A 24236-nucleotide genomic window follows, 5' to 3' on the forward strand; every position below is an offset into this window, starting at 1 on the left:
CGGCGGAGGCCGGCATGTCGATGGCGCTGGGCGCCTTCCTGGCGGGGATGCTGCTGGCCGATACCGCCTACCGCCATCAGGTGGAGGCGGACATCGAACCCTTCCGCGGCCTGCTGCTCGGCCTGTTCTTCATGACGGTCGGCATGTCGCTGGATTTGCCGGCAATGGCGGCGGAGGCCAAGTCGATCGCGGCGGTGACGGCGGCCCTGCTGGTCGGCAAGAGCCTGCTGCTGTTCCTGCTCTGCCGGCTGTCGGGGCTGGGACTGGCGACCTCGCTGCGCATCGGGCTGCTGCTGTCGCAGGGCGGCGAGTTCGCCTTCGTCCTGATCGGCAAGGCGGTCGGCCTGTCGGTGCTCGACGGCCATACCGGTCTGCTGCTGTCCTCGGCGGTGGCGCTCAGCATGGCGGTGACGCCGGCCATCGGCGCCGTCGCCCAGCGTCTCGCCCAGATGATCGAGGGCCGCCTGGGAGCCGAAGCCTTCGGCATCGAGACCGGCGATCTGAAAAGCCATGTGCTGATCTGCGGCTATGGCCGTGTCGGCAAGGCGATCGCCAGGCTGCTGACCGAGCACAACATCGCCTATGTCGCTTTGGACTTGGAGCCGCAGCGCATCGCCGCGGCGCGCCATGACGGGCTGCCGGTGTATTACGGCGACGCCAGCCAGGGAAGCGTCCTGCGGGCCGCCGGGATCGAACGGGCGCGCGCGGCGGTCATCACGCTGAACCGTCCGGAGGCCGCTCAGCGGGCGGTCGAGGCGATCCACGCGACGGCACCGTCGCTGCCGATCATCGCCCGCGCCCATGATCTGGGACAGAGTGCGGAACTGGCAAGCGCAGGCGCCAGCGCCATCGTTCCGGAAACCATGGAGGCCAGCCTGCAACTGGCCGGGCTGGTGCTGCGCAGTGCCGGCGTCGATGGCGCCGCGGTGGATCTCAGCCTGAAGGCCCACCGCGACGGCAACTACCGCACGCTCGCCGAACAGCGGACGGCGAACTGAACCGCATCACCGGGCAAAGACGCGCGCCCGGTCGATATGCACGGCACAACGGTCGCCGGCGACGATGCCGAGCGTGGCGAGACGCTCGCGATCCATCTCGGCCTCCAACGTCAGGCCGGCGAGGTCGATTTCGATCCGCGCATCGGGACCGACGACATGGATGCCGGAGATGCGCGCCGGACCGGCCGAGGCCGGGGTCACGCCGAGATCGTGCGGGCGGACATAGGCGACCGCCGGCCCCTGCACGCCGCCCTCGGTCGGGATCGCCAGGGCGCCGCCGCCGACGCGGGCGATGCCCCCCTCGACCGTGCAGTCGAAGCGGTTCACCTGTCCAAGGAACTCGTAGACGAAGGCGGAAGCCGGGTGGTCATAGACCTCCGCCGGGGTGCCGATCTGCTCGATCCGTCCCTGGTTCATCACCACCACGCGGTCGGCCAGTTCCAGCGCCTCCTCCTGGTCATGGGTGACGAAGACCGAGGTGATGTGGATGTCGTCATGCAGCTTGCGCAGCCAGCGCCGCAGCTCCTTGCGGACCTTGGCGTCGAGCGCGCCGAACGGCTCGTCCAGCAGCAGCACCTTCGGTTCGATGGCCAGCGCCCGGGCGAGCGCCACGCGCTGACGCTGGCCGCCCGACAACTGCGCCGGATAGCGGCCGGCGAAGGGCGACAGCTGCACCAGCTCCAGCAACTCGGTCACCCGCCGCCGGATTTCGGCCGAGCCCGGACGCTCGCCACGCGGCCGGACCTTCAGCCCGAAGGCGACATTGTCGAACACCGTCATGTGGCGGAACAGGGCGTAATGCTGGAAGACGAAGCCGACCTGACGGTCGCGCGGCTTCAGCCCCAGCGCCTCCTCCCCATTCAGCAGCAGGCCGCCGCCGTCGGGGCTTTCCAGCCCGGCCATGATGCGCAGCAGCGTGGTCTTGCCCGAGCCGGACGGGCCGAGCAGGGCCAGCAACTCTCCCGAATTCACCTCCAGATCGACCGAATCGAGGGCGGTGAAATCATTGAAACGCTTGGTGATGCCTGAAACCTGGATCGCCATGGGTCCTCTATCCTCTTCAGAGTCCGGCGATCAGTGCCGGGACGCCGCCAGCTCGTCTCCGAAGCGCCACTCCAGCGCGGTCTTCACGACCAGCGTGACCAGGGCCAGCATGGCCAGGAGCGAAGCGACCGCGAAGGCGGCGACGAAATTATATTCGTTGTAGAGAATCTCGACATGCAGCGGCATCGTGTTGGTCTCGCCGCGGATATGGCCGGAGACGACCGAGACGGCGCCGAACTCCCCCATCGCGCGGGCGTTGCACAGCAGCACGCCATAGAGCAGGCCCCATTTGATGTTGGGGATCGTCACCCGCCAGAAGGTCTGCCAGCCCGACGCGCCCAGCACCAGCGCCGCCTCCTCCTCGTCGGAGCCCTGCTCCTGCATCAGCGGGATCAGCTCGCGCGCCACGAAGGGGAAGGTCACGAAGATGGTGGCGAGCACCAGTCCCGGCACGGCGAAGATGATCTGGACGCCCATGTCGCGCAGATGGGCGCCGAACAGCCCGTTCATGCCGAACAGCAGGACATAGATCAGGCCCGAGATCACCGGCGACACCGAGAATGGCAGGTCGATCAGGGTGATCAGCAGATTCTTGCCGCGGAAATCGAACTTCGCGATGCACCAGGAGGCGGCGACGCCGAACAGCAGGTTGGCCGGCACCGAAATGGCGGCGACGATCAGCGTCAGCCTGATCGCGGCAACCGCATCCGGCTCGGTCAGGGCGGCCCAATAGGCATTGACGCCACGGCGCAGCGCCTCGACGAACACGGCGACCAACGGCAGCAGCAGGAACAGCGCGAGGAACGCCAGGGCCCCGGCGATCAGGACGACGCGGACCCAGGCCGGCTCGGTCAGGGCGGCCCGCGCCGGCTGGACCCGGATCGAGGCCGGTGCGGCGATGCTGGCGTCAGCGGGCATGGCGCGACCTCATCCAATGCTGGAGAAGATTGAGAACGAGCAGCATGACGAAGGAGACCGCCAGCATCGCCGTACCGACGGCGGCGGCTCCGGCATAGTCGTACTGCTCCAGCTTGATGACGATCAGCAGCGGCAGGATCTCGGTCAGGCCGGGCATGTTGCCGGCGATGAAGATGACCGACCCGTATTCGCCGATGCCACGGGCGAAGGACAGCGCGAAGCCGGTGACCAGCGCCGGCAGGATCGCCGGCAGGATGACGGTGCGGAAGGTTTGCAGGCGCGAGGCGCCGAGCGACGCCGCGGCCTCCTCCTCCTCCGGCGGCAGATCCTGGAGGATCGGCTGCACGGTGCGGACGACGAAGGGAAGACCGATGAAGGTCAGCGCGATCGCGATGCCGAGCGGGGTGAAGGCGACCTTCAGGCCGAACAGTTCGTTCAGCGGCTTGCCCACCCAGCCGTTCGGAGCGTACAGCGCGCTGAGCGCGATGCCGGCCACCGCCGTCGGCAGGGCGAAGGGCAGATCGACCAGCGCGTCGACCAGCCGCTTGCCGGGAAACTCATAGCGGACGAGCACCCAGGCGACCAGAAAGCCGAAAATGGCGTTGGTCAGCGCGGCGGCGAAGGACAGGCCGAAGCTGACCTCGAAGGCGGCGAGCACGCGGGGCGTCGTCACCGCCGACCAGAATCCGCTCCAGCCCAGACCGCCGGCCCTGACGATCAGAACCGCCAGCGGGACCAGCACGAGGCAGCTTAGATAGCTGAGCGTGAAGCCCAGCGTCAGCCCGAAACCGGGGAGGACGCTGGGTTTGCGGAAGAGGGGGACGGGGGCGCGGAGTGTCACCGCGCCCCCCTTGCCCGCCAGAGGGCTGTCGCTGTCGACAGTGGCGACCATCGGTCACCGCCCCTTCTGGAAGATCTGGTCGAAGACACCACCGTCCGAGAAGTGCTTCTCCTGTGCGGCACGCCAGCCCCCGAATTGGTCGATGGTGACCAGCTTAACATCGGCGAAGCGTCCCGCATACTGGCTCGCCAGTTCCGGGAGACGCGGGCGGTAGAAGTTCTTCGCCGCGATCTCCTGACCTTCACGGGTGTAGAGGAATTGCAGGTAGGCCTCGGCCACCTTGCGGGTTCCCTTGCGGTCGACGACCTTGTCGACGACGGCGACCGGCGGCTCGGCCAGGATCGACAGGCTGGGCACCACGATCTCGAACTTGTCGGCGCCGAATTCCTGAAGCGACAGGTAGGCCTCGTTCTCCCAGGCCAGCAGAACGTCGCCGATCTCGCGCTGGGTGAAGGTCACGGTGGCGCCGCGGGCGCCGCTGTCCAGCACCGGGACATTCTTCAGCAGCTGCGAGACGAATTCCTTGGCCTTGGCCTCGTCGCCGCCATTGGCGTTCAGGGCATAGGCCCAGGCGGCCAGATAGTTCCAGCGCGCGCCGCCCGAGGTTTTCGGATTGGGGGTGATGACCTGGACGCCCGGCTTCACCAGATCGCTCCAGTCCTTGATTCCCTTCGGATTGCCCTTCTTCACCAGGAAGACGATGGTCGAGGTGTAGGGAGAGCTGTTGTAGGGCAGCCGGCTCTGCCAATCCTTCGGCAGCAGGCCGGTATCGGCGATGGCGTCGATGTCATACCCCAGCGCCAGCGTCACGATGTCGGCGTCCAGGCCGTCGATGACCGAGCGCGCCTGCTTACCGGAACCGCCATGCGACTGGCGCACGGTCAAGGCACGGCCGGTTTCCGCCTCCCACTTCTTGGCGAAGGCCTTGTTGAACTCGACATAGAATTCCCGGGTGGGATCGTAGGACACGTTCAGCAGCGCGTCCTTGGAATCGGCGGCGGCCACACCCAGCCAAGCCAGCGTCAGGCCGGCGGCGAGAAGGGTCAGGCGACGAAGCGACATGGCAGGGGTCTCCTTCGGTGGCTCCTGATTCACACGGGATGAAATGTTATTCCCGCGCAAACTTTTCTATTTCTTATGTAGAGTTTGCCCATGGGTGATGCGCTTGGGAAGTGGTTTTTTGACAGCATTGTTCGGGAAATTCGCGGAAGCCACCCAATGCATTGTTATTGAATAGAAATTCTCGGTCCGCCGCTTCAGCGCCCGATGATCCGCATCCCGCGCCGCCTGGATGGGCGCTGACTGGAGGCGGAAACTTTTGCAGAGTCGGCTTGTTGAATGGCGACGAACCAACGGTATGAGGAGCGAACAGAATGGCTGGCCCCGTCCGCGGACTGGACACCGGAACCCCGAAGCCCGGCACCTCGCGGGGCCTCGGCCGCCCCGCCATGTGGAGCGTCCTCGGCATCCTCGCGGTGCTGGCCCTGCTTTTGCTGTTCTTCCCGACATGGTGACAGCCGCCGACAGCGATGCGCGCGTCCGGGGCCGGCAATGGCATGGGCCGGAACAGCGCAAGTCCATGATTTTGGAAACAGAAAGGCCCTTTCCCGCACTGGGAAAGGGCCTTTCACCGTCTGGACGGCTTTTGCGCGGCGACTCCGGACGGGTACTTTCCGGATCAGTGCAGCAGGAGCCAGCCGACCAGCACCGCGGCGAAAGCGCCGGTGGTCGAGCCGACAACGGTCAGCAATGGTGACCAGCCGGGGCCGCCGGTCCTTTCCGCCGATGCGCCGTCCAGGCCACGCAGACTCTGGTCCATCCGCATCAGGAAGACCTCCAGCCCGCCGACCCGCTCGCTCAACTCATGCAGGGACAAGGCCAGGGCATCCATCCGCTCGCCCTGGGCCGCCTCCAGACGGGAGGTGTCGGCGCGCAACGCCGTCACCCCCTCCCCGGCCTCGCGCAGCAGGCGGCCGATGGCCTGCTGCGCGGCGGCAAGCTGGCGCTGGTCGCGGCGAACGGCGTCGATCCGCTCGCCGACACGCCGCAGATGCGGCCCCAGCAGGCGGTCGAGCCGCTGATCCTCCGGGTGAGGCTGGACGAAAAGCGTGGTTTCTCCGGTCGAGGGCGAGCGTACAACCGCGACCACACGCGACGGGTCCGCCTCCGACGGCAGGGTCACCTCGGCTTCGAAAGCATGGGAGCCATCGCCGATGCCACCCCCGGCGAGATCGGGCCGCGGCCGGTCGGCCGCCACCCGCGCCAGAATTTCCGGCGGCCCGCCGTCCCGCTCCAGCCGGAGTTCCACCTCCAACCGGTCTCCGGGATGGTTGCCATCCCAGGCCCAGCCGAAAACCCGCCCCCCCTGCAAGGCGTCGATGTGACCGACGATGGCCGCCGCTTGCGGCGTGTCGGAGGGATCGCCCATCGAATCGGCCACGGGGGCGGAGTCGCGAAGCTCGACGATCTTGGCGGTGGCGGACATGGCGGCCGGCTTCCGGTTGATGGAGAGGGGTCTGTTACGCTCACGCCGCCTTGCGATCGGCGGCGCGGCGCAGGGTGTGGCTGGGCATGCGGTGGGGGACGTAGTTCTCGTCCAGGAATTCCCGCATGTCGCGATAGCGCTGGTAATAGGTGCGGTTGAACTTCTCGAACTGGCTCTGGTCCCAATATTCCTCAAGCACGAAGGGCTTGTCCGAATAGACGTTGTAGCAAGGGATCGCGAAGGTCTCGGCGAACTCCGCCGTCCGGCTGTCATAGCTGAAATAGACCGACGGCGTGGCGTTCGACAGAGCCATCAGGTTGCCATGCAGGCGATAGCCCAGAACCAGATCCTTCGACCGCACGAGATTTTCATAGTCGGCGACCACGTCGGAATACCACAGGCGTTCGCGGTACAGCGCGTCCATCTCGTCGTCGAAATACCATTGCTTCAGCCAGGCGCTGTCATGCAGATGGGTCCAGGCCTCCGCCTTCTGCTCGTCGGTGCCCCACAGCAGCTTCTTCTCCTCGACCTCGCCCTGCATCATCAGGACGGTGTCGAAGCGGCGGGAAATGTCCTTCACGAAGTCGCGGTGACGCTCCAGATACTTGCGCACGTCCGGCGAATAATGCTTCGACACCTCGCGGCGCATGGTGATGCCGACCTTGCGCACGCTGTCGAGCGCCGGCAGGTCGATGCGCAGTTCCGGGTCGCGGTTGCGGAAGGCGGTCGGGCAGCCGACGATGCGGGTGTTCTTGATGCCCAGATCCCACAGCACCTCGGCGGTGTAGGTGCCGCGCACGCCGAGCGTCGCCGATTTGTCGGCGATGGTCCGCCAGATGAGCTTGCTCTCCTCCGTCAGCGTCAGCTTGCCGGTGGCCGGCGCCTGGGCGCCGACGCCGAAGGCGATGACGGGGATGCGCAGCTTCGCCAGAACCTGGACCGTCGCCGCCGGCCAATCCATCGTGTCATGGATGTAGTTGCTGCCGCGCAGGAAGACATAGTCGTACTCGGCGTTGACGCGGTCGACGACCTCCTGGCGGAACTCGCGGATCTCCAGCACATCCAGCTTGTCGTAGGCCAGCAGCTTCAACGAGGAATCGAAGACGAAGGCGTCGCCGATGTTGTGGTAGTGGCTGATGCTGCGCTGGATGTCCTGGTGGCTGTACCAGCGCACGCAGTCGTGATCATAGACTTCGCCCGACGGAATCATGACGAGGATGTTTGCCACGGCGGCTCTCCCTGGGTTGGGCGATCGGAGGAAGGGGTGAAAGCCGGACCGAAGCCCGGCGGTGTCGGTCAAGCCCGCTGCGCCACCGCGCGTTCGGGCAGGGAGGCGGCGGCCCCCGCCGCGCCCAGCAGCGCGTCGAACAGCTCGGCATGCTGGCGGGCGCATTCGGCGCGGTCGATGGGGCGGCGGATGCGCAGGCGCAGGCGATCCCACAGGTCGGGCGTGGTCAGCGCCTCGGTCATGCGGTCCACCAGATCCTCGACGCTGCCGTTGCGGAAATGCAGGCCGTCGACCCCATGCGTCACCTTCTCGGCCATGCCGCCGATGTTGCTGGCGATGATCGGGCGGCCATGCAGGAAGGCCTCCTGGATGACGACGGGGGAATTCTCCCACCAGATCGACGGGATGATCATCCAGTCGACATCCTTCATCAGCCCGGGCAGCTCGGCGGACCGGTAGCTGCCATAGAAGCGCACCCGGTCGCCGGCCTTCCCCACCGCGTCGTTGAAGCGCTTCTGATAGGCTTCCGGCTGGCGTTCGAGATTGCCGCCGAAGATCATCAGCGCGCCATCCTCGCCCCAGACCTTGTCGGACAGGCGGGACACCGCCTCGACCAGCAGATGGGCGCCCTTGAACTCGGTAAGCTGGCCGAAGAAGGCGAAGCGGTTGCGCTTGCCGCCACGGGTGACCGGACGCGGCGGGGCGATGCCCTCGATGGTCAGGCCGTTTTCGATCATGCGGAATTTCTCGCGCGGCAACCCCCAGTCGACATAACGCTCGATCAGGAAATTCGACGGGCTGACGTAGAAATCCGCCTGCTCCAGGAAGGTCTTCAGGAACAGCTCGCGCTTGAAGAACTCCGCCTCGCCGATATGCGGGAAGCAGCCGGCGCAATCGGCCGGGCTGGCGCGGTAGCACAGCGTGTTGCGGCTGGTCTTCACCATCTGGCCGTGATGGTGGCAGATCGACAGATATTCATGCAGCGTCACCACGATGGGCACGCGCGGCAAGGCCTGGCGCACCGCCTGGATGGTCTCGATCCCCAGCCCGAGGAAATGGTGGAAATTCACCACATCCGGCTGAAGGTCGCGGACATAGCGGACGAAATCCTTCTCCAGCCCCGGCAAATTGCGGTTGGACAGCCGGAAATGGTCGTAGTCGTTGGCGTAATACAGAACCTCCCGCTCCTTCTGGCGCAGCGTCATCAGGGCGGAACCGCGATGCTGGGCGATGGGCGGCGCCACGCGGGCCAGATAATGGCTCTCCCAGCCCGGCAGGTCGTGCAAGCCGTTGTGCAGGTTGTAGGAGGCGACCTCCCCCCCGCCCAGCGAGAAGGAGGGATGGCCATGGCTGATGATCAGTGCGCGCTTTGTCTTGCTCATCGTGTGACCGTTCGTGCGAGGCGGAGTGGAGGGTGGTTGGGTGAAGGCAAAGCGTTAAGCCGCGATCGACGCCTTCCAGCGCTCCGCGAAGCTCCAGCCATCGACCAGGGCGCTGATGCGCTCCAGCCGGGGGTCGCGGGCGCCGCGCGGCTGCTCGTCGACCGCCACCAGCCGGACCCTGGGCAACCACAGGCAGGATCCGCCGGCCGCCCGCACCCGCAGGCACAGGTCGAGCCCCTTCGGCTCCGGCCCCAGATACCGGCCGCCGTCGGCCATGGCCCGGACCAGCAGCTCGCGCGGCAGCAAGGCGCAGTCGGCCGAGGCGGCGTCCACCGCCGACGCCTCCTGCTCTTTCAACCAGTCGCGCGGGTAGCCGGCGAAGCGGCGTTGATAGGTGACGGCGCCGCCCGCCCCCTCCACCGCGACGATGCCGGCGAAGCGGATGGAATGGTCCTCATACAGCAGGGTCGGGCTGGCCATCACCGGCGCCAGCGCGGCGGAACCGACGGCGTTCGGCTTGCGGATCGCCCGCTCCAGCGCCGACAGCCAGCCACGCTCGGTCGGCAGCACCGACGGCGACAGCAGCAGCACGCGGTCGGCACGGGCATGGGCGAGAGCCGCCGTCACCGCCTCGAACGGATCGGCCGCCTCGGGGGCGGCGACGAAGCCGACCGCCAGCCGATAGAAGCCGGCGGCCTGCCGGACCATGCCGGCCAGCCGCTCGTGGGTGCCGGCGCCGGCCGCCACCAGGATCTCCGCGTCGGCGAAGTCGGGATCGTTCGCCATGCGGGCGAGATTCAAGTCGATGTCCTCGCGCCCGTCGCAGACCGGCAGGATGACCGACACGCGCGGGCTCTTCAACGCGCGCCCCATCGGATGCAGGACGGAGGACGCCGTCGCCAGCCCCGAGGCCGCACCGCGCAGCATCGGCCCGAGATGGGTGGCGACCACCCGGTCGATGGTCGGGCTGTCGGGATTGACCGCCCCCAGCATCCGGCGCAGCGTGCCGGCGGTCGGCTGCTGGCAGGGCAAGGGCAGGAAGGCGACGCCGTCGGCCAGCGCCAGCTCCAGATGGAACTCGGTGTCGGCGGCGATTCCCGCCGGCTCGCGGGCGAAGGCGGTGAAGCCGTGGCCGTCGTGACCGGGCAGCAGCCGCCCGGCGAACAGCGGGTCCTGGGCGAAGGCGTCCGACACGTCCTTGCGCCCCGACCGCGACCAGTCGCCATCCAGCCGCGCCGCCATGCCACCGCCCTTGACCGTCACCGCCCGCACCGCCTGGGTCGGGTCGAGCAGCCAGCCGCAGACGAACAGTCCGGCGCCCGGTACCCGCAGCGCCATGTCGAGCCCGATGCGCATCGGGGCTTGCACCTGCGACACCGTCTCCACCCCGTTGTAGCGGGCGGCTATGGCGGCGGAGACGCCACGGCGGGCCGCATCGCCCTGAAGCTGCCCCAGCATGTCGCGGGCATGGGCGGAGGCGATGCCGTCGGCCAGCAATTGCCGCCGCTCGAAGATCGCCAGATGACGCCAGCCGTCGGCGGCGCGGAAATGGATGCGCCGGATGGTGTCGGGCGGCGCGACCGGCCCCTCCAGCACCGTCAGCAGGCCGGCGGCATCCTCCGGCAGATCGGGGCGATGGAAGGGGGCGGCGGCGCAGGCATGGGCGCGCAACTCCTCCGCCTCGACCAGCAGGTCGGCGGCACCGGCGGGGAAGCCGTGCGACCAGCCCTGGACCATCAGCGCGCCGTCGCGGAAGCGGCCCAGCACCTCGGCGAAGCCGTCGGGGCGCGATGCCTCCTGCGCCAGCCCGGTCAGCAGGCGGGTGCGGCGGTCGGCGCCCCCCTCCCCGCTCCGGACTTCCGGCAGCAGGGCGATGGCGATGTCGAGCGCGATGTCGAGCGATTGCGGCTGCGCCTCGCGCAGGGCCGCGACCAGATGGGCCGGGTTGGTGCGGACGTTGGACAGGCGCGGCAGCAACAGATGCCGGCCCTGGCCGTCCTCGATCTCGATGCGGGACGGGCGCAGTTGGGCAAGGCCGGCGACATCGATGGCGCCCAGGAACCAGCGCTCCCCCGCGCCATCGGCCCAGCAGCGGCCACGGAACCGCCCTTCGGTCATACCATCCAGCATCACGGAGCTGTCGGACGGCAAGGGCTGGTCGATCGCCCCGAACAGCATCAGCGTGTCGTCATCCAGCAGGACGGCGGCGGTGACGTCGGCCTTGGTGCTGCGGTCCTTCATCGGTTGCGGTTCCCCTGGGTTGAACTGGCCGGATTTGACAATTGGCGGTAAAGCGCGAGGTGGAGCGACGCGGCCTCCTCCGTCGGGCGGACGGCGGGGATGTTGGCGGACAGCCGCTCCCACAGGCCGGCCTCGGTCATGGCGCGGGTCATGACGCGGGCGAGGTCGGCGGGATCGTTGGGGCGGACATGCAGGCCGTCGACGCCGTCGCGCACCGCCTCCGCCATGCCGCCGATGCCGCTGACGATGACCGGCCGGCGATGTTGGAACGCCTCCTGGATCACCAGCGGCGCGTTCTCCCACCAGACCGACGGCACCACCACCCAGTCGGCGGCGGCCATCAGCGCCGGCATCTCCTGCGGCCGGTAGGGGCCATGGGCGGTGGCGAGGCCGCGCACCGCCTCGAAGCCGTCGGCCACGCGCTGTCGGAACTCCGGCGTCTGGTACAGGCTGCCGCCATGGACGGCCAGCGAGGGGGCAAGCCCCCGCCGGGCCATGCGGGCGACGGCGTCCAGCGCCACGGTGACGCCCTTGAACGGGTTCAGGTTGCCGAAATAGGCGAAGGCGTCGCGCGCGGCGCCGGGGGCGAGGCCGCGCGCCGGGGCGGGCTCCACCGCGGGCCGGCTGTTGCCCATCACCTCGATGCGGTCGGGATCGAGGCCCCAGGCGACATAGCGGTCGCGCAGGAAACGGCTCGGGGCCAGGAAGCGGTCGACCAGCCCGAACATCGCCTTGATGTGCTTCTCGCGCAGCAGGAACTGGTCGGCGGGACGGTCGGGAAAGCAGCGGTGGCAGGCATCCGGCGACGCCTTGGCGCAGAGCGCCCGCCCCTCCTCGCCGCGCGGCGGGGTGACCATCTGCCCGTCATTGGCGCAGATCGGGTAATAGTCGTGCAGGGTGTAGACGATCCTGGCCTCCGGACAGACGCGGCGGATCAGGAACAGCATCTCCACGCCGAGCAACAGCGTGTGATGCACATGCACGATATCCGGTCGGAAGGCGCGCAGCAGATTGGACAGGTCGGGGACCAGCCCATGCAGGTCGATCTGGCTCTGGTGGAAATGGTCGAAATGCCCGGCCCACAGCAGAACCTCGTCGGCGCTGCGGCCGAGCGTCTGGAATCCGGTGCCCGGACGCGGCGTCCGGTGGACGTCGTTGGTGCAGGCCAGGAACAGGCACTCCGCCCCGGCCGCCTTCAAACCGCCGAACAGCTCATGCGCGAAAATCTCGGTGCCGCCGGGATGCAGACTTGGATGATTGTGGGCGATCACCAGCACACGCGGCGGTTTCGCCGTCACCGGCGGGGATGCCGGTTGGCGCACGGCGGCGCGGGCCGGCGGATGGCCGGGGGACGGCAGGGGCTTGTGGCGGCGGCTCATCGTCCGCGCTCCTTCTCCAGAATCAGCAGATCCTGGAAATTCTCAGCGCTGCGCTGGCCGCTCCAATGGCCGCGCATGATGGCGCGGGAGACGTGCAGGCCCTGGGCGGCGAAAAGGCCGAGCAGGAACGCCTCGTCATAGGCGACGGCGGCGTTCGGATGGTCCGGATCGGCCAGCAGCTCCACCCCCGGCCCGTCGCCGAAGGGAGGGCGGGCGGTGCCCTTGGCGATGCCGGCGCGCGCGGTGGCGTCGGCCAGGAACAGGCTGAGGAAGCAGCGCCCGCCCGGCTTCAGCACCCGTGCGATCTCCGCCGCGTAGCGCTCGGTGTCGGCGGTGCGAAGGTGGGTGATGACGGAGGTCAGGATCACGAAATCATAGCGTCCCGCCTGGAACGGCAACGTCGCCGTGCCTCCCTCGATCCGGCCGTCGGGATTGTAGAGGCCGTTGGCGACGTCGAGATGGTGGAAGCGGAACTCCGGATAGGCCGGGGTGATGGTCGAGGCGCACCAGCGGATGCCGTCCAGCACGATGTCGATGCCGTCGTAGGCCCCATCGAGATACTGGGTCAGCGGCAGCGCCATGCGGCCGACGCCGCAGCCGATCTCCAGCACCCTGTGGTCGGGGCGCAGGCCGCCCAGCCGGACGAAATGGCGCAGGAACTCCGCACCGATGGCGCGGAAATCGCCGTCGCCGATGAAATGCAGCTCGGGCGGCGGCACCGGCAGGAAGCGGTTGGCCGCGATCTGGGCGCAGAGCCATTCCAGCCGCGGATCGGTCCGGCGGCGCAGGACGGCAAGCTGGGGAGACGGCAGAACGGCGTTCATCGGATCACCTGTGCGGTCTTGCCGGCGTCCCGCGTCGCGGCGGGGCGGGCCTGGGAGGATGGCGCCTCGGAGGCTGGCGCCTCGTCGTCGCGCCAGTCCCGGTCCATCAGCTCGGCCATGCGGTCGGCCCAGCGGCGGCCATGGAGCCAGCGGTTGTATTCGGAGGCGACGCCGCGGGTGTAGCCCTGGTGCCGCCCGATGGAGCGGCGTTCCAGATGGTACAGCTCCACCGACGGGACATAGCGGATGTCGAGCCCCTGGCCGCGGATGCGCAGGCACAGGTCCGAATCCTCGAAATCGCCGATGACGTAGTCTTCGCAAAAACCGCCGGCGGCGGCGTAGGCGTCCCGCGTCGTCAGCAGGCAGGCGCCGGTCACACCCGGTACCGGCCGCGCCCGGCAGGCGGCGGCGAAGTCGCGCGGCAGACCCTTGAAATAGTGATGGTTGTACCAGACGCCCTGGAGGTCGCGTTCGAAATACAGCCCGGCATGCTGAAGGCTGTCGTCGTCGAACAGCAGTTTCGGCCCCACCGCCCCGATGCCCGCACACCGCTCCAGCGCCGCGACCAGCTTCGGCAGCCAGCCGGCACGGTCGGGTACCACGTCGGAATTGAGGAACAGCAGGCGCTCGGCGGCGGCCACCGCGACGCCGGCATTGTTGGCGGCCGAGTAGCCATAGTTGGCGCTCTGGACCAGCAGCAGCATCGGCAGCCCGTAAAGGCCGTGGAAGCCGCGCAGCAGATGAACCACCTCGTCGCGCTGCTCCGGACTGTCGAGCACGAAGACCAGCTCGGCCTCGGCCATCGCGGAGTCGGTGGCGAAGCTGGCTATCTGGAAGCGCAGGAACTCCAGCGTGCGGTAGAGCGGGATGATGACCGAAACCTCGGGCTTCGCCCTGCGCGCGCCAAAAACAACCAGTTCCGGCTCGCCGCGGCTGGCGAGATGGGCCGCATGCAGCGGGGCCACCGCCGGGCCGATGACGCTCTCCAGCACCTCCGGCGTGGCGAAGCGTGGCGGCAGGCTGCCGAGCACGGCGGCACGGGCGTCGGCATCGGCGCGCGGACGCGGCGGCGGCACTAGGCGCAGCGCCCCGCCCGAAGCCAGCCGAAGCTCCGCCGTCACCTGGAGCGCCTCCGCCGGTTCCGGCGCCCCCGGCAGATGCAGGACGAAGCCGCTGCGGTCGATGGCGCCGGTGCCATAGAGCTTGGCGACATCCTCGCGCGGGAAGCGATGGGCGAAGCGCTCCACCCGGCGTTCACCGCCGAAGGGGGTGCGCACCGCCAGATCCGAGGCCAGGCCATGCGGATCATGCAGCCAGCCGGCCAGGAACAGCCCGCCATCGGCCGTGGGAACCGCGAGGTCGAGAGAGGCGCCGATCGGCCGCCGGGCATCGACGGCCTGCCGGCGCGGCAGCGGGGCCAGCGCCTGCAACTCGCCGACCGACGCCGCCGCCGAAGGATCGCGCCGCCCGCGCTGGGCGAGACAGCTCAACAGATAATCGCGCAGGGACGCCGGCGTGTCGGGACGGGCGTTCAGCCGGTCGGTCAGCGTCGGCAAGACCGTCGGCTCGGCCGGAAAACGCCGGCAGGCGACACCGTTCGCCCCCAGCACCACCAGCAGATTGCCCGGCGCGCACAAAGCGCGGTCGACCAGCAGGTCGAAGGCGATGCGCCCCCGGCCCGCCGGATCGGGACCGGTGCAGGCATCGAAGGGAGCCCGCAGCGCGGCGCCCGGCGACAGCACCACCAGCCCGCCGATGGCGCCGAAGCGGCCGGACAAGGCACCGGCGCACAGAAGAAGGTCACCACCGGCCTTGGCGCGTATGGTCAGGGCCGGCGGCTCCGCCGCACGGTCCAGGACCAGCCGGCGGCACAGCGTGGCGAAGGCCGGATCGCGACGAAGGGCGGGGGTGGAACAGGCGAAATCGAACAGGAAGCGGAACACCCGCAGCCGCGCGGCACCGTCCAGACTGCCGAGCAGGCCGGTCGGGTCGAGGTCGGCCCCGCCGGCACCCAGGTGAAGGTCGGGCCGGAGTTCGGCGACCACCCGGTTGTTGGCCACGAAATGGATCGGCATCCGCGGATCGCGCGGCGCCGGCAAAATCGACAGCACCCGCCGCCCGCCCCAGCCGGTGTCGATGGTCAGGGTGGTGAAGGGCGGACGCACCGGTTCGCCGTTGACGTTCGGCGTGATGGAGCCGACGGAGGCGGCCGCGTCCTCCATCGTCCCCTCCATCGTCCCCTCAATTGTCCAGGAGACGAGAAGGAAGCGGCGCCCCAGCGTCAGGCGCTGGGCGGGTGCGATCGACACCGAATTCGGCAGAACGGCGATGACGGTCATGGGCGGTATCCCGGCAGCGTCGATAAGGGTGAGGGTCGGATGGGCGGAGTTCGGGCAAAGGGGGACCGGCGGCGGTCTCACACCACCGGTCCGTCCTTCTCATGCACCGCCTGGAAAGGCGGCGGATGATCAGTGGATGACGAAGAAGTCGTTGGGGTGGTTGTGGATGTCGGCGGCCGAGACACCCTTCAGCGTGATGCTGTCGCCATGGCCGAGGTCGATCACCGCGTCGCCGTGCTGGTCGGTGACGCGGGCGGCCAGATCGGCGGCGTCGCTCACCTTCAGGCCGTTGATGTTGCGGGCGATCTGAAGAATGTCCTCGCCGGCCTTGAAGTCCAGGACCATGTCCTGGCCACCGCCGCCGGAGAAGATGAAGACGTCGTGGCCGGCGCCGCCGGACAGGATGTCGTCGCCCTTGCCGCCTTCCAGCCGGTCGTCGCCGTCGTCGCCGAACAGCGTGTCGTCGCCGTCGCCACCCTTCAGGATGTCATTGCCGGTGCCGCCATGCAGGATGTCGTCGCCCTTGCCGCCATCCAGGATGTCGTCATGGCCGCCGCCCATCAGCGTGTCGTCGCCCTTGCCGCCGGTCAGCACGTCGTTTCCATCCCCCCCGGACAGAACGTCGTCGCCGTTGCCGCCGTCGAGCACGTCGCGCCCGGCGCCGCCGATCAGCACGTCGTCACCATTCCCCCCCAGGATGATGTCGTCGCCCGAACCGCCGTCGATGATGTCGCTGCCGCTGCCCCCCAGCAGCACATCGGCACCCGTTCCGCCATGGATCACATCCGCCCCATTCCCCCCGGAAAGGACGTCGTGCCCATCGCCGCCAAGCAGAGTGTCGTTTCCGTTGCCCCCCAGCGACAGATCGTTCCCCTGCCCACCAACAATAAGGTCATCGTGATTCGTGCCGACATGCACGTCGTAGCTACCCCCTGGAACCGTAGCCATCGTAGGTGTCTCCTTGCGATGTGATTGGGATTTTTGGGCCGCTCCCGGCCTCGTTCGAAAGCGCTGAACGCGCCATTCGGTGTAACCAAATCTATCGGGGGCATCATGTGATAAAACGCGGAAACATGAAAGAGAAACTTGAGTCCAAGAAGATGATTATCTCAGTATAATGCATTGTTGTTATTTTCAAAAAGAGAGTTATTGTGATTTACATCGAATTTCTAAGCAGTTTTCTCCTTATAAAATGATTGCATGTCCAGCATTTAATGTCCTGAAATCGCTGGAAACCCTGGGAATCGTTGAAAAGACGCCTTGCCGATTTAAAGAAGTTTTTAAAAATCCGCCGCCCCGACCACCGCCACGGACCTAGCCGGGAAAATTCATGAGGGTTGGCGGGTGTAGCGGCATCCGTTGAGCGGCCGTAGGATTTGGGTGCTGACGCCAACTCCTGCCGTTTCCGGAGCGCCCACCCGCCATGGTTGATCATACCCTGCCGCTGCCCGGCCTGTCACCCGTTGCTGGAAAGCCGGTGATCGGGCGCTTTGATGGCGGCCGCCTGTCCTCCGATGGCGGGCTGCTGGTGCTGCGGGAGGTGGCGAAGCGGCTGCGGATTGCCGATCGGCTGGCCGCCTGTATTGAGGACCCGCGCGATCCAACGCGCACCGTGCATTCGCTGGCCGACATCATCGGCTTTCGCCTGCTGGCCATCGCGGCGGGCTACGAGGACGGCAACGACGCCGGCAGCCTACGCTCCGACCCGCTGTTCAAGATGGCCCTGGAACGCCTGCCGTCCGAGCGTGACCTTTGCTCGCAAGCCACCATCTCGCGCCTGGAGAACCTGCCGGATACCCGCGCACTGCTGCGCATGGGCCGAGCCATGGTCGATCTCTACTGCGCGTCCTTTCGCCAGGTGCCCAAGCGCATCGTGCTGGATGTAGACGACACCTTCGACACGGTGCATGGCGGTCAGCAGTTGCGCCTGTTCAACGCCCATTATGACGAGTACGGCTTCCAGCCCATCGTTGTCTTCGACGGCAACGGCCGCTTTGTCACCGCTGTGCTGCGCCCAGCCAAGCGGCCCAAGGGGACGGAGATCCGGACCTTCCTGCGTCGCCTGCTCCGCGCCATTCGGGCAAACTGGCCCAAGACCGAGATCCTGCTGCGCGCCGACGGCCATTACGCCTGCCCGGAGGTGCTGGACTGGTGCGAGGCGGAGGGGCTCGACTACGTGCTCGGTCTGCCGACCAGCAGCACACTGCGCCGTCACGTCACCACGCTGGAGGCCAGCACCGCGGCGCGCTTCCAGGCCATGCCCGGAGCCGACAAGGTGCGCCGCTTCAAGGAATTCTATGACGGGGCCAGCACCTGGAGCCGGGTCCGCCGCATCGTCGCGCGCGTCGAGGCAGGAGACCAGGGCACCGACAGCCGCTTCATCGTCACCAACCTACGCCACGGCACGGGTCGCTGGCTGTATGCCGGCCTGTATTGCGCGAGGGGACAGGCGGAAAATCATATAAAAGCCTGGAAATCCCACCTTGCCGCAGACCGGACCTCCTGCACCAAGGCGACGGCCAACCAGTTCCGCCTGTTCCTGCACGCCGGGGCGTACTGGCTGCTGTGGAGCCTGCGCTCGCTGATGCCGAAACGCTCCCGCTGGCGCACGGTGCAATTCGACACCTTGCGGCTGCGCTTGGTGAAGACCGCCGCGCGTATCGTGGAGATGAAGACGCAGATCAAGGTGCACCTGCCGACCAGCGCGCCTGATCAGGCGATCATCCACCTCGCCCTCGGCCGCATGCCCCGGCTCATCTGCTGAGCACCGGGGCAGCGTGCCCCAGCCGTCACCCAATCCCCTCCACCACCAACTCCGACACCGTCACGCCGCCGTCAGCGCGGCGGCCGACGACGCGCGCCCATACAGCCCAACGTTGATCATCTCAACGCGGCGACCAGACCGCTCGCCACCCTGGTGAATAAAGGCGGCTAGAGCCGAACGGCACGGATGCGCCCTGTGCGCCGCAACGAAAACCGGATGAGAACAGATCCCGCAGGCGGCAATCCTCGGAATCGTGAATTTTATACTCCGGTATGAAAACAATGACTGACTCCGCCGCAATAAAGCCACGGAATCCGTTCTGAAATGCTGCGAAAGGGCCGGCGTGGGGGACGCCGGCCCTTCCAGAAGAGCCCTGCCAGGGAATGGACGCCCGTGCGGGGCCCCCGGTCCGCACCGGCCCGAAGGGGGAGGGCCGGGAGGACACCGGATCCGCTCACTTCTCGCGGAAAGCTCTTTGCAGGCCATCGGTCAGCGGCGTCAGGAAATAGTCGATGGCCCGGCGGGCATGGCCGTGGATCATCACCTCGGCCGGCATGCCGGGATGCAGCTCGACGGACGGCAGCGCCTTCAGCTCCGCCGCATCCATGCTGATCCGGGCGGCGAAGTAGAAGGTGCCGGTGCGGTCATCCTCCAACTGGTCGGCCGACAGCGACACCACCTGCCCGGCCACCGGCGGCACGGCGCGCTGGCGGTAGCCGGTGAACTTCACCATCGCCTTGCTGCCGACCTCGACATTTTGGACATCATGGGGCGAGACCCGCGCCTCGACGATCATCGCGTCGTCCTGCGGCACGATGTCGAGGATGCCGGCGCCGGCCGGGATCACGCCGCCCGGCGTGAAGAATTTCAGGCCGGTCACCCGCCCGGCCTGGGGGGCGGTGACCGCCTGGCGCAGCAGGACATCATCGGCGCCGCGCAGCCGTTCCGACAGGTCGGCGACGCTGGCCTGGGCGGTCTGCAGGTCGGTCGCCACCTCCGACCGGCGGGTGTTGCCGATGTTGATCATGGTCAATTCGGCGGCGGCGATGGCCTGTTCCGCCTTGGATTTGTTGGCCATCAGCTCGCCCAGCCGGCCTTCCGAATCGGCGACGTTGCGCTGAAGCTCCAGCAGGCGCGGCTTGCGCTCATACCCCTTGGCCAACAGGTCCCGCACCACCCGCAATTCGTCCTGGGTGTAGCGCAGCCGGTCCGACGTGGCGACGCGCTGGGAGTCGAGCGCCGCGATCTCGTCCCGCAGCTGGGAGATCTGGCGGCGCTGGATGCCGAGCTGCGCCTCGTAACTGTCGGTGCGGGACCGGAACAGCCGCTCCTCCACCGCCAGAGCCTCGGCCGCCACCGGATTGTCCCGCGCGGCCTTCACCAGCTCATCGGCGAACAGCGGTTTCGGCGCCTCCGATTGCTCGGCGCGCAGCCGGCCCAACCGGGCGAGCGCCGTCCAATATTGCCCCTGCAACTGCGCCACCACCGCCTGGCTCTGCGTGGAATCCATCCGCAACAGCACCTGCCCGGCCTGGACAAGATCGCCGTCCTTGACCAGCAGGTCGCGCAGGATGCCGCCCTCCAGGTGCGAGACGGTCTTGCGGTGGCTCTCCACCATCACCGTGCCGGCGGCGAGCGCCGCGCTGTCCAGACTGGCGGTGAAGCCCCACAGCAGGAAGCCGCCGAAGCCGACCAGAACCGCCAGCGTCCCCGCCAGGGCGGTGCCGCGCAGCGACGGCTCGGCCGGCACCGCGTCGATGGTGGCGGTCCAGACCGTTCGTGACGACGGAAGGTGGGTTTCACCGGTCATCGCTGTTCTCCGCTGCGGACGAGGCGGGTCACGCCTGCGGGCACGCCGCCGGGCTGAACCAGTTTCAGGACGTCGCTTCGGGCGCCGAAATGTTCGACGGCGCCGTCCTTCATGACGAGCAGCGTGTCGGCGATGGCGACGATGGAGGGACGGTGGGCGATCATCACCACCGTGGTGCCCTCGGCCTTCACCTTCCGCACGGCCCCCAACAAGGCCTGTTCGCCCTCATGGTCGAGGTTGGAGTTGGGCTCGTCCAGCACCAGCAGGCGAGGACGGCCGAACAGGGCGCGGGCGAGCGCGATGCGCTGCCGCTGGCCGCCGGACAGCGAAAAGGCGCTGTCGCCGACCGGCGTGTCATAGCCGAAGGGAAGCCGGCCGATCATTTCATGCACCCCGGCCAGCCGGGCGGCGCGCACGATCTCCGCCGGGTCGGCCTTGGCCATGCGGGCGATGTTCTCGCCGATGGTGCCGTCCAGCAGGGCGACCGCTTGCGGCACGTAACCGACATAGCGGCCGAAGCTCTCGCGCTCCCACAGATAGGTGCTGGTGCCGTCGAGATAGATGCCGCCGGCGGTCGGCTGCCAGACGCCGACCAGCAGCCGGGCCAGCGTCGATTTGCCGGCGCCCGACGGGCCGATGACGCCCAGCACCTCCCCCGCCCGCACCGCGAAGGTGACATTGCGAAGGATCGGGCGGTTCAACCCGGCCGGGACATGGGTGACCCGGTCCACCGACAGCACCCCCTGCGGCTGCGGCAACGGCATGGTCGATCGGGCCGAGGCGCCGTTGTTCAGCAGGTCGCGGATGCGGCGATGCGCCTCCAGCGCCTTGACCCACTGGCGCCAGCCGTCCACAAGCTGCTCGAACGGGTGCAGCAGCCGGCCGGTGATCAGGCCGGCTGCCATCATGCTGCCGGGCGTCACCAGATTGTCGATCACCAGCGTGGCGCCCGCCGCGATGACGCCGACCTGCAACATCATCCGCAGCGACCGCGAAGCCGCCGACAGGCCGCGCGACAGGGTGGCGCCGCGGTCGATCATCCCGGCCGATCCGCTCTGCGCCGACTGCCAGCGCCGGGCCAGCGCCGGCAGCATGCCCATCGCCTCGATGGCTTCGGCATGGCGCACGGTGCTGGCGATGTCGGCGAACACGCGGGCCGAGGCCTCGTTCGCCTGGGCCATCGGGTGGCGGGTCAGCATGTCGGTCAGCACGCCCATCGCCAGCAGGACCAGGGCGGACACGATGGCGAGCACGCCATAGACCGGATGCAGCAGGAACAGGATCGCCAGGAAGATCGGCGCCCAGGCCAGTTCCAGCGGCGCGGTCACGGCACTGCTGGTCATGAAGCCGCGCAGGTCGTTCAGGTCGCGCATGGTCTGGGCGGCGTTGCGCGGACCGCCCGACAGCGCGTCGACGATCGACGCCTCCAGCGCCGGGACGTTGAAGCGGTGGGCGATCACCGCGCTGGTGACCAGGAAGGCGCGGGCGCGGATGAAGTCCAGCACGCCATAGAGCGCCAGCGCCCCCACCGCGATGATCGCCAGCATCGTCAGCGTTTCCAGGCTGCGGCTGCTCATCACCCGGTCATAGACCTGCATGGTGAAGAGCGGCAGCACCAGCATCAGCACATTCACGAACAGGCTGAGAATACCCGCCAGCAGCAGGCCCTGTCCGATCTTCCGGTAGGCTTGGGTCAGCAGGGGCCGATCCACGGAACTCATCTTCGATCCTTCCCAATGTGGGCCTGAAGGAGGAGTCGCCGGCTCGCGCGGCGCCGAAATTCGGGGAAGAGCCGGGGAAACGCGAAAAGCTGCCGGCAGCGACGATCGCTGGACAGGGAACCGGCTTGGGGGGATGCCGGTGCGGTCAGCCCTTGATGGGATGGCCCATCACGGGATGCACGCCTATGTCTGAGGACAGATCGGCGCGGGGGGGGAGGCGCCATCTAACGTGTCACGGTTAAGCTTTACACTGAATATATTTTAGAGATGTGTGACAAATGCCGGCCCCTTCCGTCAACGCTCCGTGGAGATTTATGTTTTTCAATGGGTAATCCATTGAAACATAATGAATTTTCTGTCATTCACCGAAGGTGTTAGGCACTTAGGCGAGAGTGTTACAGCCATCTGGTCAGACGGCCCCGACATCGGGCATGCTGCGACGCGATGGATTTGCGCAAGGCGCCGTGATCTCCCCCCAATCCGGCCCCCCGCCCCGCCCCCCCGCTTTCCTTCCACCACGCCGGCCACCCGATTCCGGCTGCGGCCTGAATTCCGGTTCCCTGAAATGCGGTTCAAGGAAACTCCAGTCATGACGATGTCCAAGGCCGCCCAGGCCAAAACCATTCTCGTCACCGGCGGCGCCGGCTATGTCGGCAGCCACTGCGTGGCCGAGCTTCTCGACCATGGCCACCGGGTCGTGGTGTTCGACAATCTGCGCCAGGGCCACGCCGCCGCCGTTCCGCCGGAGGCGGCCTTCGTCCGGGGCGATCTCGCCGACGAGGCGGCGCTGGCCCGCCTGTTCGGGCAGTGGCGCTTCGACGCGGTGTTCCACTTCGCCGCGCTGTCGGTGGTCGGCGAATCGATGCGCGACCCGCATGCCTACCTGCACGGCAACAGCGTCACCTCGCTGAACCTGATCCGGGCGGCGGTCAAGGCGGGAGTGATGAAGCTGGTCTTCTCCTCCACCGCCAACCTGTTCGGCGCGCCCAAGCGGATTCCCATCGACGAGGACGAGGCGATCGATCCCGGCAGCCCCTATGGCGAATCGAAGTTCATCATCGAACGCGCCCTGCATTGGGCCGACCGCTGCCATGGTCTGCGCTCCGCCTGCCTGCGTTACTTCAACGCCGCCGGCGCGCATCCCAACGGCAAGCTGGGCGAGGATCACAGCCCGGAAACCCACCTGATCCCGCTGGTGCTCGACGCCGCCACCGGCAAGCGTCCGCACATCGAGATCTTCGGCGACGATTACGACACGCGCGACGGCACCTGCATCCGCGACTACATCCATGTCTGCGATCTGGCCGACGCCCATCTGCGGGTGCTGGACGCGCTGGAGGAGCGGTCGGTCCGCTACAATCTCGGCAACGGCACCGGCTACAGCGTGCGCGAGGTCATCGCGTCGGTCGAGCGCATCACCGGACGGAGCGTTCCGGTGAAGATCGGCCCGCGCCGCCCCGGCGACCTGCCGGTGCTGATCGCGTCGTCGGAGCGCATCCGCCGCGATCTCGGCTGGCGGCCGCGCTTCCCGGATCTCGACAGCATCATCGGCAGCGCCTGGGCATGGCGGAGCGCCCATCCCAACGGCTTCCGCGGCCTCGCCGCCGCCGCCGAGTGATTTGAAAGGAAAGGATACGCTTATGGGTGAGCCGGGGGGATTATGGACGCGATGAGCAACCTGAGCTGGGACGATGACGACGCGCCCGAAGCGGGAGCGGACGACAAGACGACGGAGCGGAGCGGCGGCAAGCCGGATGAGGAGCTGGACCTTGCCGACTTCCACGGCATGGCCCGCCTGATCGAGCGGATGCACCGCCGCTATCTCGACGTCGTCCGCGTCGGCCTGTCGAAGCAGGGCGTCGACGACATCGGCCCGGTGCAGGCGCTGATGGTCATGCTGATCGGCGAGGACGAGCTGTCGGTCCGCGACCTGATGGAGCGCGGCTATTACCTCGGCTCGAACGCCTCCTACAGCCTGAAGATCCTGGTCGATGCCGGCTATATCAGCCGGGCGGCCAACCAGCGCGACCGCCGCACCGCGCGGCTCCAGCTGACCGACAAGGGACGGGAGCTGTGGGAAGGGCTGCGGCGGATGGAGCGGACTCAGGCCGAAGCGCTGGTGCGCAACGAGACCGAGGTCCGCGACCTGAAGGCCAGCTACCGCACGCTCCGCCGGCTCGACCGGCTGTGGGGCGACATGGTGCGCTATTCCTGCCTCGATTTCGATTGAGCCCCCCGATGCCGATTGAAGAGTCTCGTCCG

The 24236-nt window shown here is 67.9% G+C and carries 19 protein-coding genes (1 of these 19 only partly in view); 5 read left to right on the top strand and 14 right to left on the bottom strand.

Translation table 11 applies throughout. The features are described 5' to 3' along the window. Nucleotides 1-998 carry the 3' portion of a monovalent cation:proton antiporter-2 (CPA2) family protein gene (locus tag AZL_RS19085; RefSeq protein ID WP_012976124.1) on the top strand. It extends 700 nt beyond the left edge of the window, so 998 of the gene's 1698 nt are visible here — the last part of the coding sequence; its start codon lies beyond the left edge, outside the window; the stop codon is at nucleotides 996-998. A 6-nt stretch (nucleotides 999-1004) separates the two neighbouring features. Here the strand turns inward: AZL_RS19085 and AZL_RS19090 are convergent, their stop codons facing one another. The 4 genes from AZL_RS19090 to AZL_RS19105 are packed head-to-tail and all read right to left on the bottom strand — an operon-like array spanning nucleotide 1005 to nucleotide 4863. Then, complete coding sequence (locus AZL_RS19090; RefSeq protein WP_012976125.1) at nucleotides 1005-2042, bottom strand: sulfate/molybdate ABC transporter ATP-binding protein; 1038 nt, start codon at nucleotides 2040-2042, stop codon at nucleotides 1005-1007. Between the two features lie 30 nt (nucleotides 2043-2072). Then, nucleotides 2073-2960: a sulfate ABC transporter permease subunit CysW gene (gene cysW, locus AZL_RS19095; RefSeq protein ID WP_012976126.1), complete on the bottom strand. Its 888-nt coding sequence runs from the start codon at nucleotides 2958-2960 to the stop codon at nucleotides 2073-2075. After that, nucleotides 2950-3852, bottom strand: a complete 903-nt coding sequence (gene cysT, locus AZL_RS19100) for a sulfate ABC transporter permease subunit CysT (protein ID WP_012976127.1) — start codon at nucleotides 3850-3852, stop codon at nucleotides 2950-2952. Before cysT ends, cysW begins: the two co-directional genes overlap by 11 nt. Before the next feature lie 3 nt (nucleotides 3853-3855). Next, the gene (locus AZL_RS19105) at nucleotides 3856-4863 is read right to left on the bottom strand and encodes a sulfate ABC transporter substrate-binding protein (protein ID WP_012976128.1); all 1008 of its coding nucleotides are present in this window, start codon (nucleotides 4861-4863) and stop codon (nucleotides 3856-3858) included. A gap of 311 nt (nucleotides 4864-5174) precedes the next feature. On the opposite strand from AZL_RS19105, the gene AZL_RS36365 reads away from it, so the two are divergent. Next, nucleotides 5175-5315, top strand: a complete 141-nt coding sequence (locus AZL_RS36365; protein ID WP_158305995.1) for a hypothetical protein — start codon at nucleotides 5175-5177, stop codon at nucleotides 5313-5315. 164 nt (nucleotides 5316-5479) lie between these two features. Here the strand turns inward: AZL_RS36365 and AZL_RS19110 are convergent, their stop codons facing one another. From AZL_RS19110 to AZL_RS19145, 8 genes are all read right to left on the bottom strand, one after another. Beyond that, nucleotides 5480-6286: a hypothetical protein gene (locus AZL_RS19110; protein ID WP_012976129.1), complete on the bottom strand. Its 807-nt coding sequence runs from the start codon at nucleotides 6284-6286 to the stop codon at nucleotides 5480-5482. A 40-nt stretch (nucleotides 6287-6326) separates the two neighbouring features. Beyond that, a complete protein-coding gene (locus tag AZL_RS19115) occupies nucleotides 6327-7514 on the bottom strand; it encodes a polysaccharide pyruvyl transferase family protein (RefSeq protein ID WP_012976130.1) in 1188 nt (395 codons plus the stop codon). Between the two features lie 68 nt (nucleotides 7515-7582). Continuing rightward, entirely contained in the window at nucleotides 7583-8896 is a 1314-nt protein-coding gene (locus AZL_RS19120) for a glycosyltransferase family 4 protein (protein WP_012976131.1), read from the bottom strand. Between the two features lie 54 nt (nucleotides 8897-8950). Further along, complete coding sequence (locus tag AZL_RS19125) at nucleotides 8951-11137, bottom strand: hypothetical protein (RefSeq protein ID WP_042444259.1); 2187 nt, start codon at nucleotides 11135-11137, stop codon at nucleotides 8951-8953. Beyond that, entirely contained in the window at nucleotides 11134-12516 is a 1383-nt protein-coding gene (locus AZL_RS19130) for a glycosyltransferase family 4 protein (protein ID WP_148219495.1), read from the bottom strand. The genes AZL_RS19125 and AZL_RS19130 overlap by 4 nt, the downstream gene beginning before the upstream one ends. Continuing rightward, complete coding sequence (locus tag AZL_RS19135; protein WP_012976134.1) at nucleotides 12513-13340, bottom strand: class I SAM-dependent methyltransferase; 828 nt, start codon at nucleotides 13338-13340, stop codon at nucleotides 12513-12515. Before AZL_RS19135 ends, AZL_RS19130 begins: the two co-directional genes overlap by 4 nt. Beyond that, on the bottom strand, nucleotides 13337-15679 hold the full coding sequence (locus tag AZL_RS19140) for a glycosyltransferase family 2 protein (protein WP_148219496.1): 2343 nt from the start codon (nucleotides 15677-15679) through the stop codon (nucleotides 13337-13339). Before AZL_RS19140 ends, AZL_RS19135 begins: the two co-directional genes overlap by 4 nt. 129 nt (nucleotides 15680-15808) lie before the next feature. After that, nucleotides 15809-16627, bottom strand: a complete 819-nt coding sequence (locus AZL_RS19145; RefSeq protein WP_012976136.1) for a calcium-binding protein — start codon at nucleotides 16625-16627, stop codon at nucleotides 15809-15811. A gap of 475 nt (nucleotides 16628-17102) precedes the next feature. On the opposite strand from AZL_RS19145, the gene AZL_RS19150 reads away from it, so the two are divergent. Beyond that, on the top strand, nucleotides 17103-18443 hold the full coding sequence (locus AZL_RS19150; RefSeq protein ID WP_012973088.1) for an IS1380-like element ISAzs3 family transposase: 1341 nt from the start codon (nucleotides 17103-17105) through the stop codon (nucleotides 18441-18443). A gap of 454 nt (nucleotides 18444-18897) precedes the next feature. Here the strand turns inward: AZL_RS19150 and AZL_RS19155 are convergent, their stop codons facing one another. Both AZL_RS19155 and AZL_RS19160 read right to left on the bottom strand, forming a co-directional pair. Next, nucleotides 18898-20253 carry an HlyD family type I secretion periplasmic adaptor subunit gene (locus tag AZL_RS19155; protein ID WP_012976137.1) on the bottom strand — a complete coding sequence of 452 codons (1356 nt, stop codon included), beginning with the start codon at nucleotides 20251-20253 and terminating at the stop codon, nucleotides 18898-18900. Beyond that, nucleotides 20250-21974 carry a type I secretion system permease/ATPase gene (locus tag AZL_RS19160; RefSeq protein ID WP_012976138.1) on the bottom strand — a complete coding sequence of 575 codons (1725 nt, stop codon included), beginning with the start codon at nucleotides 21972-21974 and terminating at the stop codon, nucleotides 20250-20252. Before AZL_RS19160 ends, AZL_RS19155 begins: the two co-directional genes overlap by 4 nt. A 589-nt stretch (nucleotides 21975-22563) precedes the next feature. Between AZL_RS19160 and galE the strand changes: the two genes are divergently transcribed. Next, entirely contained in the window at nucleotides 22564-23592 is a 1029-nt protein-coding gene (gene galE / locus AZL_RS19165) for a UDP-glucose 4-epimerase GalE (RefSeq protein WP_012976139.1), read from the top strand. Nucleotides 23593-23643: 51 nt separating this feature from the next. Further along, nucleotides 23644-24204, top strand: coding sequence for a winged helix DNA-binding protein (locus AZL_RS19170; protein ID WP_247894355.1), 561 nt, complete (start codon nucleotides 23644-23646; stop codon nucleotides 24202-24204). Nucleotides 24205-24236 lie beyond the last annotated feature (32 nt).

The organism is Azospirillum sp. B510, assembly GCF_000010725.1.
GTDB classification, from domain to species: domain Bacteria; phylum Pseudomonadota; class Alphaproteobacteria; order Azospirillales; family Azospirillaceae; genus Azospirillum; species Azospirillum lipoferum_B.